The sequence below is a fragment of the Marinobacter sp. genome, from assembly GCF_035268745.1.
Lineage (GTDB): Bacteria > Pseudomonadota > Gammaproteobacteria > Pseudomonadales > Oleiphilaceae > Marinobacter.
Window position 1 is genome coordinate 1 of record NZ_DATFKH010000044.1, and the last position, 16,274, is coordinate 16,274.

At 57.4% G+C, this 16,274-nt stretch carries 12 protein-coding genes; 6 read left to right on the forward strand and 6 right to left on the reverse strand.

Annotation, left to right across the window (positions count from 1 at the left end; translation table 11 throughout):
• The 4 genes from argS to hslU form a co-directional block, all read left to right on the forward strand.
• Nucleotides 1–1,580: arginine--tRNA ligase (gene argS, locus VJ956_RS03085; protein WP_324081524.1), on the forward strand; the 1,580-nt coding region annotated here is incomplete at its 5' end.
• A gap of 2 nt (nt 1,581–1,582) precedes the next feature.
• Complete coding sequence (locus VJ956_RS03090; protein ID WP_324081525.1) at nt 1,583–2,242, forward strand: SPOR domain-containing protein; 660 nt, start codon at nt 1,583–1,585, stop codon at nt 2,240–2,242.
• 110 nt (nt 2,243–2,352) lie between these two features.
• Complete coding sequence (gene hslV, locus VJ956_RS03095; RefSeq protein ID WP_324081528.1) at nt 2,353–2,883, forward strand: ATP-dependent protease subunit HslV; 531 nt, start codon at nt 2,353–2,355, stop codon at nt 2,881–2,883.
• Between the two features lie 12 nt (nt 2,884–2,895).
• The gene (hslU, locus tag VJ956_RS03100; protein WP_324081529.1) at nt 2,896–4,224 is read left to right on the forward strand and encodes an ATP-dependent protease ATPase subunit HslU; all 1,329 of its coding nucleotides are present in this window, start codon (nt 2,896–2,898) and stop codon (nt 4,222–4,224) included.
• A gap of 60 nt (nt 4,225–4,284) precedes the next feature.
• Here hslU and VJ956_RS03105 read toward each other — a convergent pair whose 3' ends face one another.
• The 3 genes from VJ956_RS03105 to VJ956_RS03115 all read right to left on the reverse strand — a co-directional run bounded on the left by VJ956_RS03105 (nt 4,285) and on the right by VJ956_RS03115 (nt 8,510).
• Complete coding sequence (locus VJ956_RS03105; RefSeq protein ID WP_324081531.1) at nt 4,285–5,529, reverse strand: patatin-like phospholipase family protein; 1,245 nt, start codon at nt 5,527–5,529, stop codon at nt 4,285–4,287.
• Between the two features lie 116 nt (nt 5,530–5,645).
• Entirely contained in the window at nt 5,646–7,964 is a 2,319-nt protein-coding gene (gene ptsP / locus VJ956_RS03110) for a phosphoenolpyruvate--protein phosphotransferase (protein ID WP_324081533.1), read from the reverse strand.
• Between the two features lie 15 nt (nt 7,965–7,979).
• Complete coding sequence (locus VJ956_RS03115) at nt 7,980–8,510, reverse strand: RNA pyrophosphohydrolase (RefSeq protein WP_324081535.1); 531 nt, start codon at nt 8,508–8,510, stop codon at nt 7,980–7,982.
• 169 nt (nt 8,511–8,679) lie between these two features.
• Between VJ956_RS03115 and VJ956_RS03120 the strand changes: the two genes are divergently transcribed.
• Entirely contained in the window at nt 8,680–9,336 is a 657-nt protein-coding gene (locus VJ956_RS03120; RefSeq protein WP_324081537.1) for an HAD family hydrolase, read from the forward strand.
• A gap of 219 nt (nt 9,337–9,555) precedes the next feature.
• On the opposite strand, the gene VJ956_RS03125 is transcribed toward VJ956_RS03120, so the two are convergent.
• Nucleotides 9,556–10,752, reverse strand: coding sequence for a class I SAM-dependent rRNA methyltransferase (locus VJ956_RS03125; RefSeq protein ID WP_324081539.1), 1,197 nt, complete (start codon nt 10,750–10,752; stop codon nt 9,556–9,558).
• A 69-nt stretch (nt 10,753–10,821) separates the two neighbouring features.
• Nucleotides 10,822–12,981: an acetyl-CoA hydrolase/transferase C-terminal domain-containing protein gene (locus VJ956_RS03130; protein WP_324081541.1), complete on the reverse strand. Its 2,160-nt coding sequence runs from the start codon at nt 12,979–12,981 to the stop codon at nt 10,822–10,824.
• 246 nt (nt 12,982–13,227) lie between these two features.
• Between VJ956_RS03130 and fnr the strand changes: the two genes are divergently transcribed.
• Entirely contained in the window at nt 13,228–13,974 is a 747-nt protein-coding gene (fnr, locus tag VJ956_RS03135) for a fumarate/nitrate reduction transcriptional regulator Fnr (protein ID WP_324081542.1), read from the forward strand.
• An 18-nt stretch (nt 13,975–13,992) separates the two neighbouring features.
• On the opposite strand, the gene VJ956_RS03140 is transcribed toward fnr, so the two are convergent.
• Nucleotides 13,993–16,083 (reverse strand): dehydrogenase, encoded by a 2,091-nt coding sequence (locus VJ956_RS03140; RefSeq protein WP_324081545.1) that lies wholly within the window; start codon nt 16,081–16,083, stop codon nt 13,993–13,995.
• Between the last annotated feature and the right edge of the window lie 191 nt (nt 16,084–16,274).

Consider the following 16,274-nt stretch of genomic DNA (forward strand, 5'->3'; position numbering starts at 1 on the left):
GGGACAAGGCCCACGGCGACTATGCCTGCAACATTGCGCTGGTAGCCTCCAAAGCTGCGGGCTGTGCCCCCCGTGAGCTGGCCGAGGCCCTGGTGGCCCGGCTGCCGCAAAACACAGCCATTGGCAAAGTGGAAATCGCCGGGCCCGGTTTTATCAACTTCTTCATGAATACCGCCAGCGCCTTTGCAGTGGTTGATGCGATTCTTGAACAGGCGGACCAGTTCGGTCGTAATCACAACGGCCGGGGTGAAAAGGTCCAGGTCGAGTTCGTTTCAGCCAACCCGACCGGTCCACTGCACGTGGGCCATGGCCGGGGTGCGGCGATTGGTGACTGTCTCAGCCGCCTGCTGGAAGCCAATGGCTATCAGGTAACACGCGAATTCTATTACAACGACGCCGGTGCGCAGATCAACAATCTGGCGCTGTCGGTGCAGGCCCGGGTAAAAGGCCTGACGCCGGATGATGAAAGCTGGCCTGCAGATGGCTACCGCGGGGCTTATATCGAAGACCTTGCCAAAGCCTATCTGGCGGGTGAAACCGTGAAAGCCGACGACCGCGAGGTCACGGCTAAAGCGGACCCGGAGGATCAGGCGGCCATGCGGGAATTTGCAGTGGCCTACCTGCGCCGCGAGCAGGACCTGGACCTGAAAGCCTTCGGCGTGCAGTTCGATGTCTATTTCCTGGAGTCCTCTCTTTACCGGGACGGTGAGGTCGACAACACAGTCCACCGGCTCAGAGAGAACGGCTATACCTACGAACAGGACGGCGCCCTGTGGCTCAAGACCACTGAATTCGGTGATGACAAGGACCGGGTCATGCGCAAACAGGATGGCGGCTATACCTATTTCCTGCCCGACGTCGCCTACCATCTGGACAAGTGGCAGCGCGGTTTCACCACCGTGATTAACGAACAGGGTGCGGATCACCATTCAACCGTGACCCGGGTCCGCGCCGGTCTTCAGGCTCTGAAAGCCGGGATTCCGGAGGGATGGCCTGATTATGTGCTGCACCAGATGGTGATGGTGACGCGCTCGGGACAGGAGGTAAAAATCTCCAAACGTGCGGGCAGCTACGTTACCGTGCGTGACCTGATTGATGAAGTGGGCCGGGATGCGACCCGATTTTTCCTGGCTGCTCGCAGAGTGGACTCCCAGCTCACCTTCGATATCGACCTGGCCCGCTCCCAGACCAACGAGAACCCGGTCTACTACATCCAGTATGCTCATGCCCGAATCTGCAGTGTGCTGCGCAGACTGGAACAGGAAGGGGTCAGCCGGGGCTTCCACGAGAATCTGGGCGACCTGTCATTACTGACGCTGGACCAGGAAAAAGATCTGGCCAACCAGCTGGCCCAGTACCCGGAACTGGTTGAGGTTTCGGCCAGGCTGCGCGAGCCACATCATATAAGCAACTACCTGCGGGAACTGGCCGGTCAGTTCCATACCTATTACAACGCCCACAAGGTGTTGATTGAGGACACCGCCATCCGGGATGCCCGGCTGTCACTTTACCTGGCAGTGAGACAGGTCATTGCCAACGGTCTTGATCTGTTGGGCGTAAGCGCGCCGGAAGAGATGTAATCATGGCCCAGGACTATGCCCGTAAAAGCGCCCGCAAACCGAACAGAAACCGCGCCGCAGCTACGCCAAAGAAAAAGCCAAAGGCCGGGCACAAGTCTGATTCCCGGCAGCCTGTCAGCAGATCGGTGGCGAAGGTCCAGCATGGCGGACTGTCCCTGAAATGGATACTGTCACTGGCAGCTATTGGCGGTTTTGTCGGGTTTATTGGCTATCTCAATTCCCTGCCCGCGCCCGAGCAGACTGATGTCCCGGCTTCCGCGCCAGAACAGACCGACAAGGACAATGAATCAGCCGTGACCGGCCGCGATGAAAACAGACCGGGGTTCAGGTTCTACGACATGTTACCGGATTCCGAGGTGGTGCCACCCCAGGTTGACGAATACACCCCCGGCCCGGGCCAGGCCACTTCGGATTACCTGGTCCAGACAGGTTCTTTCAGAACCCGGGCTGATGCCGAGCGACAGCGCGCCCAGATTGCGTTCCAGGGACTTCGTGCCTATGTCAGCCGAATTGATATGGAAGGCGGCGGCACCTGGTTTCGGGTCAATGTCGGACCCTTCAACTCCCGCAGCCAGATGAATTCGGCGGTGGATAAACTGGTCTCCATCAACATCCAGCCGCTGGTTCGCAGGATTCCCCGGGAAAGCCCCGGGGAAGGCTGAACTGTCGGGCCTTGAAGCGACCGCTTCTCGGCCACTCACCAGCCCTTGAAAACCCCGGGCGCGCCTCCATTACCCTGGGATACGGTTCAAATCAGGCAAGCGGAGCCCGAATGACTACCATACTTTCTGTCCGACGTGATGATGAAGTTGCCATGGGCGGCGACGGCCAGGTATCCCTTGGCAACACGGTTATGAAAGGCAACGCCCGCAAGGTCCGGCGCCTTTACAACGGTCAGGTGCTCGCCGGATTCGCAGGCGGAACCGCCGACGCATTTACCCTGTTTGAGCGCTTCGAAGCCCAGCTTGAAAAGCACCAGGGCAATCTGACCCGCGCAGCCGTGGAACTGGCAAAAGACTGGCGAACAGATCGTGCCCTGCGCAGACTGGAGGCCCTGCTGGCGGTCGCCGACAGAACCGCTTCACTGATTATTACCGGCAATGGCGACGTCATTGAGCCGGAACAGGGGCTGATTGCCATCGGCTCCGGCGGACCCTTCGCCCAGGCATCTGCCAGGGCGCTGCTGGAAAACACCGGGCTGGGCGCCACTGACATTGTGGAGAAAGGTCTCGATATCGCGGCTGATATCTGTATCTACACCAATCACAACCGCACCCTTGAAACGCTCTCTGCCAAAGACTGATCTGGAGCCCCCATGTCTGCAATGACCCCCCGTGAAATTGTTCACGAGCTCAACAAACACATTGTCGGCCAGGACGAAGCCAAACGCTCCGTGGCTATTGCGCTCCGTAACCGCTGGCGCAGGATGCAGCTTGAAACCGACCTCCGGGATGAAATCACCCCCAAGAACATCCTGATGATTGGCCCGACCGGTGTCGGCAAAACCGAGATTGCCCGGCGTCTGGCCCGGCTTGCCGACGCCCCGTTTCTGAAAGTCGAAGCCACCAAGTTCACCGAGGTTGGTTATGTTGGCCGCGACGTTGAGTCCATTATTCGCGATCTCGCCGACATGGCGATCAAGATGCTGCGGGAAAAGGAAATGAAGCGTCACCAACACCGGGCCATGGATGCCGCGGAAGAGCGTATTCTTGATGCACTCCTGCCGCCTGCCCGGGATCTGAAGGAAGACAGCCAGCGCCCCGAGAGCTCTTCCACCCGCCAGCTTTTTCGCAAGAAACTGCGCGAAGGCGAACTGGACGACAAGGAAATTGAAATCGATCTGCGCAATCCCGGTGCAGGCATGGAGATCATGGCACCTCCCGGCATGGAGGAAATGACCAGCCAGTTGCAGAACATGTTCTCCAGCATGTCTTCCGACCGGCGCAAAACCCGCAAGATGAAAGTGGTGGATGCGTTCAGACATGTCCGGGATGAAGAGGCAGCGAAACTGGTTAACGAAGAGGAAATCAAGCAGCAAGCCATTACCAGCGTCGAGCAGAATGGCATCATCTTTCTTGATGAAATCGACAAGGTTGCCAAGCGTTCGGAAAACACCTCCTCCGATGTTTCACGCGAGGGCGTTCAGAGAGACCTGCTGCCGCTGATTGAGGGCAGCACCGTGAGCACCAAATATGGTTCAGTGCGCACGGACCACATCCTGTTTATTGCCTCCGGTGCCTTTCACCTGTCCAAGCCCTCAGACCTGATTCCAGAGCTGCAGGGCCGGTTGCCGATCCGCGTTGAACTGCATGCGCTGACACCGGAGGATTTCAAACGGATCCTGACCGAGCCGGACGCCTCACTGGTCCAGCAGTACGAGGCCCTGATGGGCACCGAAGGTGTGAAGCTGAACTTTACCGAGGACGCGATTACCAGAATCGCCGAGATCGCCTGCAAGGTTAACGAAACCACCGAGAATATTGGCGCACGAAGGCTGCACACGGTGCTGGAGCGTCTGCTTGAAAGCCTGTCCTATGAAGCCGGGGACCAGGTTACCGAGGCATTTGAAGTGACGGCAGCGTTCGTAGACGAAAAACTCGGGGAACTTGCCGAAGACGAGGACCTGAGCAGGTATATTCTCTGACCCCGTGGCTGCGGGCGACCCGGGTCAACACGGCCCGGGGCTTGTGAATCAGGATGCTCATCAAAGGGCTTTGCTGAACAGCTCGGTGACATTCCCCAACCCCTTGGCGATCCTGCCACGCTGCCCCTGCTTTTTGCGGCCTTTAGCCACATAAAGCGGGAGCATCTCACCGTAAAGGCTGGTACTGATCGTGCGCTGCTCGTCTTCAAGGCGATCCCGGCGCAGCCGAATACCGTATTTCGCCAGTTTTGGCTCCAGCTGGTCAGCACGGTTCAGAAGATCCCGCCGGGTCATCTGGTAGGCATGTTCACACACCATACGACGTGACTGGAAGCTGAACACGTTCGAGAAAAACAGTTCGGCGTCATCGCGGGTTGGTTCAAACAGCAGAATATCCTTGTCAGGATAATCCCGCGCATACTGGGCAATACCGGACTGCATACGCGAATACACCATGGTGCGGAACATCTGCGACAGCAGGTTAGGCATGCCGGAGCGCGTGAGAGCACCCGGCGCCATGGTACCGGCACGCACGGCCGCACTGGCATCGATGGGAACCTGCGGATTCACTGCAAACACCAGATCAGCACCATCCTCAAACGCAACGGAGGCATGAAGCCCCTTTCGCAGCGTACCGTCCACATAGTAGCGGCCGTCAATGTTAACCGGAACGTAAAGCCCCGGCGACGCAGTGCTGGCCTGTATGGCCTTGGAAATCGGCACATGGTCAAACCCGGGCGCGCCAAAGCAGACAGCTTCCGTACTTTCCACATCGGCGGCGACAATATAAAGGCTGCGGCGCAACTTACGGAAATCGTTGGTACGGCCGAGCATGCTGAAGGCACGCTGCAGATAGTCGTGCAGTCCCTCATTATCAAAGAAACCAGCCGGCGCAGCCTGGGCCAGAATGGTCATGGCCTCAAGGAGGCTTTGATCATAAGGATTGCTGATAAAGCGGCCAAACGCCGTAGAAACAAGCCCCGGAATCGCCAGCATCCGCCCGGCAAGCTCAGCGAACGCCGGACGATAGAACACTTCCGGATGAAAAGGGTGAACCTCGGCTTCGTTGCGCACGAAAATCCGGCACAACTGGGCCGTTGTCATCTGGTTGGCAAGGTTGGCGGCGACGAAGGAACCGCCATTAACGCCGACGTAGACATCAATGTTATTGAAATCCAGTCCGTCCAGAGCCTCATCCAGCGCCCGCAAAGCTCCGATCTCGTAGATGCCACCGAGGGGGCCACCACCGCCGAGAGCAAGGCCGATTCGGGGGGCGGGCTTGATTGCCGTGGTCGTTGCCGTCATTCGCTACCGCCTTACAGGTATGGTTGCATTGTATCTACACACTAGCAGCCGGAGCTGGAATTCAAACCCTGCCATCCAGAGTAAATCAAAGCGTTCCGGCAGAGTAGTCCGCATAGTCAGACAACGGTATTGTTCGCTGCCGCCTCACCGCGCCTCACACTGGCAGATTTCGCTGGCCGGAGATAGCGACCGAATCCGCCATTACGCAGCGCCAGGTCAACACAACTCTTGATGACGTGAGGAGAATCCAGCAGCAGCACGTCTTCCAGCAGCTGCATCGACCATTCCCGACTGACGCTGCGGATAACCGACTTCACTTTTGGCAGACTGGCGGCGTTCATGGACAGGGAATCATAGCCCATGGCCATCAGCAGCAGCGCACCGCCGGGGTCGCCCGCCAGCTCGCCACAGATGCCAACCGGTTTGCCAACCGAATGGGCATCCTGTGCCACCCGCACCAGCGCCTGCAGAACGGCCGGATGGTAGGAATGATAAAGCTGCGCCACGCGGGGATTGTTGCGGTCAACGGCCAGCAGGTACTGAGTCAGGTCGTTGGAACCGACGGACAGAAAATCCACCCGGTCCGCCAGCTCGCGGATCTGGTAAACCGCAGCGGGAACCTCGACCATCACGCCCACCTTGGGCATGTGGATATCGAAACCTTCCTCACGCACCTCGTGATAAACCCGGTATACCAGGTGCAATGATTCCTCAACCTCGGAAACGTTGCTGATCATTGGCAGCATGATCTGCAGGTTGTTGAGACCCTCACTGGCCTTGAGCATCGCCCTGACCTGAACCAGAAAGATCTCCGGGTGGTCCAGAGTTACCCGGATACCACGCCACCCCAGAAACGGGTTTTCCTCTTCAATAGGGAAATAGGTCAGTGCCTTGTCGCCGCCGATATCCAGCGTCCGCATGGTGACCGGGCTGGGGGCAAAAGCTTCAAGCTGTTCGCGGTAATACTCCCGCTGTTCCTGCTCTGAGGGAAACCGGTCCTTGATCATGAACGGCACTTCGGTGCGATACAGACCGATACCTTCAGCACCATTGCTGAGCGAGCGGACCACATCGGTCATCAGGCCGGTATTCACCAGCAGCGACACCCGATGATGGTCGGTGGTTTCGCACGGCAGATCCCGGAGCACATCCAGGCCCCGGATCAGCTCGTTTTCTTCGTCGCAGATTTCCTGATAATACGACAGCAGTTCACCCGATGGGGATGCAAAAATCTGACCCTCGAAACCGTCGACAATCAGGTCACGGCCATCCAGCTGGTTTACCGGAATATCCACCATTCCCATTACCGTCGGAACGCCCATCGCCCGGGCGAGAATCGCGACGTGGGAATTGCTTGAACCTTTAACCGAGACCATTCCCACCAACTGCCCTTTGGGAACTTCACCCAGCATGGCCGGCGTCAGTTCTTCACTGACCAGGACGGTGCGCTCCGGGTAAACCAGATCTTTCTGTTCGCCCTCCTGAAGATGCGATAGTAGTCGCCGGCCCAGATCCCGGATATCCACCGCCCGCTCCTGCAGGTAGTGGTCATCCATCATCTCGAAGTGGCGGATATACTGTTGCACCACCTGTTTGAGCGCACCCTGGGCCCAGAAGCCCTCACGGATACGGTTGGCCACTTCGCCCGGCATGGCGTCATCACCCAGCATTCGCAGGTAAACATCGAACAGGGCCTGTTCTTCCGGTCGAAGCTGCGAAGCAAGTCGCTCTGCCACGCGCTCGATGTCCTCGCGCACGGCGGTTACAGCACCGCTGAACAATTCCAGTTCGCCATCAATGTTGTCTGTCGGCTTTTCGGGAACGACATCCAGGTCGGCGGCGGGGTAAACCACCACGCCCTGACCAATCGCGACCCCGGGAGAACCGGGAATGCCGCTGAAGCTTACGTCCTTGGCCTCCTCTCCGGTCAGCGAAATGCCACTGATAGCCCCGGTTGCCTCGCTGTGGGAGATAACACCGGCAAGCTGGGCTGACACAGTGACCAGAAACGCTTCTTCGCCTTCATCAAAACAGCGGGAACTCTCGCGCTGCTGAACGACCAGCACACCAAGTACCCGGCGATGGTGAATAATGGGCACACCCAGGAATGAACGGAAACGCTCCTCGCCGGTTTCGGGGAAGTAACGATAGCGGGGGTGCGAGGGTGCGTCTTCCAGATTGATCGGCTCCTCACGGGAACCAACCAGGCCAATCAGGCCTTCGGAATAACCCAGACTTACCTGCCCGACGGCTTCCTGGTAGAGGCCTTCGGTCGCCATCAGGATGTACCGGTTGGTCGCCGGATCCAGCAGATAAACCGAGCATACTTCCGTTGACATCGCTTTTTGAACACGCGAGACAATGACATCGAGCGCCTCCCGCAGATCGCGCGCGCTGTTCACTTCCTGTACGATGTTGCGAAGAATGCTCAGCATGGTGGCTTCAATCCGTCACCTCTTATGGTCGCTTACAGGCTCTGACTTTTCACCCCGTCGCGATTGCTCCATGTTATGAAACAGCCGCGGCGCAAGCTCCCTCAGCGCTCGCCGATAGACTTCCCGCTTGAACGACACCACCTGACCCAACGGATACCAGTAGCTGACCCACTGCCAGCCGTCGAATTCGGGCGAGTCTGTACCGTCCACGCGAACCTGCGCATCCGGCGATAACATCCTCAGAAGGAACCATTTCTGTTTTTGTCCAACACAGACGGGGTGCGAATTATGCCGCACCATCCTGCGCGGGAGGCGATAACGTAACCAGCCACGGGTACAGCTGACGATTTCCACGTCACTGGCCACGAGACCGATCTCCTCTCCAAGCTCCCGGTAAAGTGCCTCTTCAGGTGATTCATTCTGTTTGATTCCACCTTGAGGAAACTGCCAGGAGTCCTGTCCTATTCGCCTTGCCCAGAGGACTTCCCCCCTGTAATTGGCCAGAATGATTCCGACGTTGGCTCTGAAACCGTCTGAATCGATCACGGCACAGTCCTTATAAGTCGTTTGGCTGATAGATAATTTATCAGCCGGAATTACCCACGTTGGCTTCATTCTTACAGAAACCCAAGTGTACGGCAATCGCAGCTCATGGCTGCGGGTCGTGCTAGAATCAGGCGTTTTCACAACCGGCCCGGCTGCGGAGGGATAAAATTTGACGCTTGCACTGTTCGATCTTGATAACACCCTGCTGGCTGGAGACAGCGATCACGCCTGGGGTGAGTTTCTGGTGGAGGAAAACCTCGTCGATGCCGAGGAATACCAGCGGGCCAATGACCGTTTCTATCAGGAGTATCTGGATGGCGAGCTGGATATCATGCGCTACCTGAGTTTCGCACTGCAGCCGCTGGCCCGGCATGATATGAATTCACTGCTGCGGTGGCGGGACCGGTTCATGGCAACAAGAATCCGACCGATGCTGCAACGCAGGGCGACCGAGCTGCTGGACTACCATCGCGAGCAGCAGCACACGCTGGTGATTATTACCGCGACCAACAGCTTTGTGACGGAGCCTGTGGCTGAATTACTGGGTGTGGAACATCTGATTGCAACCGAACCCGAACTGGTCAACGGCCGGTTTACCGGGGGTGTTGCCGGGGTTCCCAGCTTTCAGTACGGCAAAGTGGAGCGCCTGAACGACTGGCTGCAAAGTACCGGGGAAACACTGAAAGGCGCCTGGTTTTACAGCGACTCCCATAATGACCTGCCGCTGCTGGAAAAGGTGGACCACCCGGTTGCGGTGGATCCGGATCCGCATCTGGAACGAGTTGCCCGTGAGAATGGCTGGTCTGTCATGAGCCTTAGGGATTAGCTGGCCGGGACGGAGGCAGGAAGGGCTTATCCGGGATACGCTGTGAATACGTCCATGTAAGCTCGACAAAAACCTTTAATGCTTATTGCTCCTGCGTCGCTTTAAAGGTCCAGGGCAGGCCATCCTTGGCCAGCCCGTAAAGCGCTTCGCGCTTCACCCATGTTTTTGACGCTCCCGGATAAGCCCTTCCTGCCTCCGTCCCTACTTTCTTGCCCGCCTTCAAAGAAATCCCGTCAACGACCGCACGAAGCAACTCTTGATGTAATCCGTCTCCGGAATCCCCGGAACAACGGGATGATCCGGCGCCTGATGGCCTTGTTCCAGCAACTGCACAAACCGGTCAATCTTGCGACCGCTGCTGCGGATTATATCGGTCAGTTTGTCCTGGGAAAGGTGCATCGAACAGGACGCCGACACCAGCAGCCCGTCCCGATCCAGCAATCGCAGGCCCAACTGGTTGAGGCGCGCATAGGCTTCTTCCCCGGCTTTCTGATCGCGCCGTCTGGGAATCAGCGCCGGCGGGTCCAGTACCACAATGTCGAATTTTTCCTTTTCCTCGCATAACGCCTTCAGGGCTTCAAAGGCATCGCCCTCGATGGTGTCAATATTATCGAGGCCATTGATCCTTGCATTGTGATGAACCGACTCGATCGCGCCGGCAGAACTGTCCACGCAGGTAACCCGGGTTGCTCCGGCGCAGGCAGCCTGGATACCCCAGCCACCGACGTAGCTGAACACATCCAGCACCCGCCTTGCCGGCGCGTAGGTCTGCAGGCGCTGGCGGTTCATGCGGTGGTCATAGAACCAGCCGGTTTTCTGACCGCCGTCCATTGGCACCTCGAAGCGCACCCCGTTTTCTTCAACGGTCAGCCGGTCTATTTCCGGGCCATGGACTTGCTGAACGTAGGTATCCAGCCCCTCGACCTTACGCATCTTGCCATCGTTCCTGAGAATGATCGCCCGGGGATGGCAGAGTCGCTGAACGGCCCGGATAACCGGGTCTTTCATCTGCTCCATGCCGGCCGTGGAAATCTGCACCACTACCACATCATCAAAGCGGTCGATCACCAGCCCGGACAGGCCGTCACTGTCACCAAACACCCAGCGATAGAATGGTTTATCAAACAGCCGCTCCCGCAACGCCAGTGCCGTTTCCACACGCTCGGTCAGGCGTTGCGGGGTCATGCCGTGGGCTGCGTTCCGGCTGATCAGACGGCCGCATATCAGGGCATGGGGATTCACAAAGACGGTCCCCATGGCCTTGTCATTGAACGCACGCAGTTCCGCCTGGGCACCGGCTTCAAAATCGGTGAGTGGCGAACGGCGGGTATCTACTTCGTTACTGTATACCCAAAGATGACCAGCCCTGAGCCTGCGCTCGGCGCCTTTGCGGAGGTATAAAACCGGAAAATTCATAAAGTAACCGCCTGGATAAACGGTGAATCTTAATCTCTTCCGCCAGGGCCGGGCAACGACTGCAGCGCATTACATGGGTTTGAGATAACCGTTTTCTTCCAGTTCCAGCAAGAGCAGATGCTGCAGGACCCTGTCGCGGGTGGTTTCAGGATGCGTCAGGCTCAGACGCTCCAGCAGGGACTGGGCTTCGTGGGCATCGACCTTGTGGATAAAAGACCTTATCACCGCTCGAATCATTTCCTTGGGCCGGTCCATCCGCGCCTTGATTTCCTTCAGGCTTTTACCCAGCGCAATTTCATCGTCGGTGAAGTCGGAACCGAGCGGGAACGGCGGAAAGAAACCTTGCGCACGCAGGGCCTTGATACGCCCGGCGAGTTTTTCCGGAAAATTTTCCCGATATACCTGAGGTATCTGATAGTCCTCACTCACCTTGCCAGCCTTTTTGACCGCCACCAGCAGTTCTTCCTGGAATCGTGAATCCGTGATCTTCAGCAATTCGATGGCGATCTGTTCGTCGGTTTTACCGCGAAGGTCGGCAATACCGTACTCGGTCACGATAATATCCCGCAGATGACGCGGAATGGTGATGTGCCCGTAATGCAAAACGATATTGGACCTGAGGCGCTTGCCACTGCCACGGGTGCTGCGTACACACAGGATGGAACGGGCGTCAGGCAGGGCATGCGCCATGGCCACAAAATTGTATTGGCCTCCCACACCGCTGATTACCGTGCCATCCTCCAGCCCGTCGGACACCACGGCGCCGCTGATCGTCACCATCATGCCGGTGTTGATAAAGCGTGCATCACGGCGCTGGGCGCTCAGCAGTTCACGATTGTAATCCAGCTGGTTGATATGGCCGACGCTGGACATGCAGATTTTCTCGTTTTCCGCCCGCGGCATATCCCGCAGGGCCTGATAGAAATCTTTCGGACCGAGGAAGAACCCACCGTGCATGTGGATACCACCTTTCAACTCATCACCCAGGCATTTATCGGCCACCCGGTCCAGGTTGTCAGGGTCGCCCAGATCAACACCGAGAAGCTCTCCGTTCACCTGGAGCCCGTCATCGGTCCAGCTGACTGATTCGTTGAAAATCCCCCAGCGCTGAAGATAGCTGAAATCGGAATGGCTCAGACGGGGCTGAATCACTGCCTCTTGCAACAGGCATTCCAGGGTTGCCGGCGAAATCGCTTCCTGGATCCGGCCGCTGTTGAGCAAACGCTGCAGATCCGGATCGTCATAGACCCGGCGCTTGACGATACCGCTTTTGATCAGGTGCATGAAGCCATTCACGAACATCTCGCTGGAACCATAGAGGCCCTCGGTGAAGATTTCCGTGCCGCCGTATTCCCGAACCAGGCCTTGGTCTACCTTCATCTCGTCGACAAGGCGTTTATACAGTTCGTTGTGCTGGTGCCTTAACTGACAGGCGTATACGATGGCGTCGCCCAGGGAGCCAATGCCGATCTGCAGGGTACCGCCATCCCGGATCAGCGTACTGGCAAAAAAGCCCGCCATGTAATCCGCATTGGGAACTGACATGTTGGGCGGTGCAAACAGGGTAGTGGAGTAGGCATCATTGCTGACCAAAAGGTCGAAATAATCAGGCGGGACCATCGCCCGGTTATACATGAACGGCAGATCCTTATGAACCTGAGCCACCGTCACGATCGTGCGCCCTTTCCTGCGTTCCTGTTCTATGATCGGCATCACATCCAGAGTGACATCCGTATTGGAGCTGAGACTCAGCTTGCGCTCGCCATCCACTTCTTTCTCGCTGACAAGCTGCGCCAGAACGTTGACACCATTGAGCATCAGGTCTCTGGCAACAAAAGTGTAGTTACTTGAAATGTAGTTGCGCTGGGCACTACCCACCTTTTTCATCGCACCGGCCTTGAAATAGAATTCCGAGACCGTGATATTTTCCGGCAGGGTATTGTTGCGGACAGCCGCGGCATAGCCCAGATCTTCATAGCCGCCGAACAGGCGTTGCACGAATGGCTCGAGGAACCGGGCCTCCAGCTCGTTTTTTGGTGTGGGTTTTTCCAGGGAAAGTGCGGTAATGATGCGCAATGAAATACCGGGGTCTGCAACCGCCCGGTCAAAAAAAGCGTTGACCAGCTGGTTGGGTTTACCGAGACCCAGCGGCAGGCCCAGGACGATATTCTTGCCTACAGTATCGATCACACGATCGACACACCTTTCCACCTCGTTGAATTGTTCCATGTCCCTTCCCGCGCCTGCCATTCATTGCGATCATTCAGCTGATCATCGGCCACATTAACAGCTGTTTGAGCGAATCCTGATGACCCAGATCAATCTTCCTGACAATCCCTGACTTTTCCGCAGCCTGATCTTACCAGCCGAGTGGGTCGAAAGTGCGCGCGATTAGGCTTGCCGGAGCAGATAAGACCCTCTACGATACCTGTGAACTGATCCTTAAACTCGCGCCTCGCTACCTGGAACCGATTCATGGGAGAGCCAATTTTTACCAGGGAACAGGGAAGCTACAGTCCCTCCTGCAACCAGTGCAGCCTCAGCAGTGTCTGTCTGCCCGTTGCCGTAAGCCATGGCGATCTTCATCGGCTCGAGTCCTTGGTCAGCCAGGGTAAAATCCTTGATCGCGGTGAGTTGGTATTCCGCCAGTGTGATCCGTTCAAATCCTGTTTTGCCGTTCAGGGCGGGGCCATCAAGACCTATTTTGTCAGTGAGGATGGCGAAAAGCAGGTGACAGGTTTCTATTTGCCGGGGGAAGTCATAGCGCTCGACAGCGTCAGCACAGAAAATTATTCATGCTCCGCCGAAGCCCTCGAGCGCAGCAGTCTTTGCGAAATCCCGCTGAATCATCTTGAGGAACTGGCCGCCCGGATTCCAGGATTCCAGCAGCACTTGCTGCAGCTCATGAGCCGCGAAATCCAGAATAGCCAGCAGATGTCGATACTGCTCAGCCGCAAAACCGCCGAAGAGCGTCTGGCAACGTTTCTGCTGTCCCTGTCCACTCGATTCCGGCGCCGGCGCCTGTCACCAACGCACTTCCGCCTCCCCATGGCCCGACACGATATCGCCAACTTTCTCGGCCTCGCGGTTGAAACCGTCAGCCGGGTATTCTCGCGCTTTCAGAAGCAGGAACTTGTACGTTTTTACGGACGCAACTGCACTCTGGTAGACATCAACGGGCTGGCGGATATTGCCCACAAACACACTCCAATGTGTGAGTGACACCGACAGGCCCTGGCTCTACGCCGGCGAGCCCGTCAGTTGTTCCTGGTCCTGTTGTTCCTGATCCTCTTCGCCGGCCGCCAGGGTTCGTACCCGTTCAAAATCTTTTTCTGAGAATGTCCCGTTAACGCCTGAGATGGCAGCCAGCCTCATACCGTGCTTCAGGCCGAGCTTATAGATCTCCCGCACCTTTTCCCACTCGATATTCCGGCCCAGAGTAAAGTTTTCGAACCTTGCTTCCAGAGTGAGCACAATGGTTTCGGCCAGACACGCGTAGGCGATGCCCTTGGGCAGGCCGATATCCTTCATCTGCACATCTCCCGGCAACTGGATTTCACCGGATTCGATGACCAGTACATCGGGCCTTCTGGCCGCATCCTCGGCCGAAATATCCAGAGGACGGGCAACGTCCGTGATCACGCAGCCGGGCTTCACTTTCATGATATCGAGAATGCGCTTGCCGGCACCGGAAGTGGCGGTAACGATCATGTCCATGTCGGCCAGATCCCGGTCCGCGGCGCCGGCCACATGAATAATGGCCCCCGGGGTTTCATGCTCGATACTCTCCTTCAGCGCCAGCAGTTTCGCCGGCTCCGGCGCTGCCAGAAATACTTCATCCACCGCTTTTGCCAGCAGTCGCGCGCAGACCGATCCTATTGCCCCGGTGGCGCCCACCACCATGGCCTTGCCTGCGGCCTTGCCGCTGGGACCTATACCGACCCGCCCTATCCGCTTCATGGCATCATGGGCCGCCCAAAGGGCGCCAGACGCACTGTAGCTGTTGCCAGTGGTAATCGGCAGCGGTGCACGCTTGGCCACGGTAATGCCGGCATCACCCACGACCTTGGTAAACGCCCCCAGGCCCATGACCTGGGCACCCAGTTTTTTTGCGAGTTCCGCCGCCTTAAGCAATCTCGCATAGGTAAACTCAGGATCGTGCGCCATGATTTCCTTGGGAGTGCCCCCGACTGTAATCAGCCAGCCTTCAACTTCGTCACCGGTGGGCGATTTGATCCCTGACACTTTCGAGTAAATAAACGGCGGCGTATAGGCCACAGCTTTCTCCACAAGGTTCATCACCACCGGCGGCGACAAATTGGCAATTACGTCCAGGGGCGAGGTTTTCGTGAGGTATTGCTGTGACAGTGGGTGAATCACAAAGGCGAAGCGGTTCACCCTCCGGTAGCCATCCGGATACAGAATCCTGGGCTCAATGCCCAGGCGCTGGATCACGTCCAGATAATCATCCGGTCCCAGTTGCTCCGGTGTCCTTGCCAGAGCCGCACTGATCATGGCCTCCATCACATTAACGCCAACCGGACGGCCCTCCAGCCAGGGGCTGTAGTCCACCACCATGGCAACCCGCCGGGCGCGCATCCAGTCCAGTGCAGAATCGGTTACCCGGGAAGTGATCACCGTTTTGCCATCCAGTTCCCTGGCGCTGAACTGCTCCAGGTCGTCAATAGCTGAAACGATCACATGAGCCCGGGCGACAGCCTTGTGCAACGAACCTCTGACCAGTTTCTCACCAAGACGATACAGCGGAGTACGCAAAATGGTTTCAACGGTTTTCAAACCAGCTGGCCGGAACAGCACCGGCGCGGTCAGCGAGGTATAGGTCTCGAGCTGTTTCAGGGAAGTCAGTAGCCGGGGCACACCAAAGTCGTTATAAGGATCTGCAAAGAAGAGGTTTTCAGTATGCTCTGACAATGCCCCGGCAATCCGATAACCGGCCTGACCGTCCATGAACAGCACCCGGGCATTATTGAAGAAGTGCCCCAGTTCGGACTGGGTATGGCGAACCGCCCACTCCTGAAGGATTCCCCGCAGACCTGCGCCGGTGGTAACCGGTTTATCCGGGATACAGGCTTCCAGCCGGGCGGTGTGGGGATGTTCAAGCTGCTCCCGGCCGACCTGGTAGTGATCTGGAAACATGCTCAGGCCGATGGCGTCGGCCTCGGGGTGAACCGATTCAAGCACCGCCTCTGCACGGGACAGGTCGCCATCTGTGCCAATGCGCATAATGCGAAAAGGCTGGCCCAGAAACTCGGTTTCCAGCTCATAGTCGAATTCGCTGGATCCCTGACTGACACTGACGATGGTTTTCATATACGGGCCTTCCTTTTTCTGTTCTGCTGGTGCTGTCCTGTGACGACCGTGCCTGTGATTAATGCTACAGGGTAAGGCCAGATGCCAGCGCTGCCGCTATTTGACCTGGGTCAAGGCCACGACAGAATTCCACCTGTCAACAGCCGTTGCATGACCTGTATCAACTTCTCTGAAGCGCCAGTATCACAGAC

What these genes read in the sequence shown, in the direction of transcription:
- VJ956_RS03090 (WP_324081525.1), top strand. Translation starts at nt 1,583, where the DNA reads ATGGCCCAGGACTATGCCCGTAAAAGCGCCCGCAAACCGAACAGAAAC.
- hslV (WP_324081528.1), top strand. Translation starts at nt 2,353, where the DNA reads ATGACTACCATACTTTCTGTCCGACGTGATGATGAAGTTGCCATGGGC.
- hslU (WP_324081529.1), top strand. Translation starts at nt 2,896, where the DNA reads ATGTCTGCAATGACCCCCCGTGAAATTGTTCACGAGCTCAACAAACAC.
- VJ956_RS03105 (WP_324081531.1), bottom strand. Translation starts at nt 5,529, where the DNA reads ATGACGGCAACGACCACGGCAATCAAGCCCGCCCCCCGAATCGGCCTT.
- ptsP (WP_324081533.1), bottom strand. Translation starts at nt 7,964, where the DNA reads ATGCTGAGCATTCTTCGCAACATCGTACAGGAAGTGAACAGCGCGCGC.
- VJ956_RS03125 (WP_324081539.1), bottom strand. Translation starts at nt 10,752, where the DNA reads ATGAATTTTCCGGTTTTATACCTCCGCAAAGGCGCCGAGCGCAGGCTC.
- VJ956_RS03130 (WP_324081541.1), bottom strand. Translation starts at nt 12,981, where the DNA reads ATGGAACAATTCAACGAGGTGGAAAGGTGTGTCGATCGTGTGATCGAT.
- fnr (WP_324081542.1), top strand. Translation starts at nt 13,228, where the DNA reads ATGGGAGAGCCAATTTTTACCAGGGAACAGGGAAGCTACAGTCCCTCC.
- VJ956_RS03140 (WP_324081545.1), bottom strand. Translation starts at nt 16,083, where the DNA reads ATGAAAACCATCGTCAGTGTCAGTCAGGGATCCAGCGAATTCGACTAT.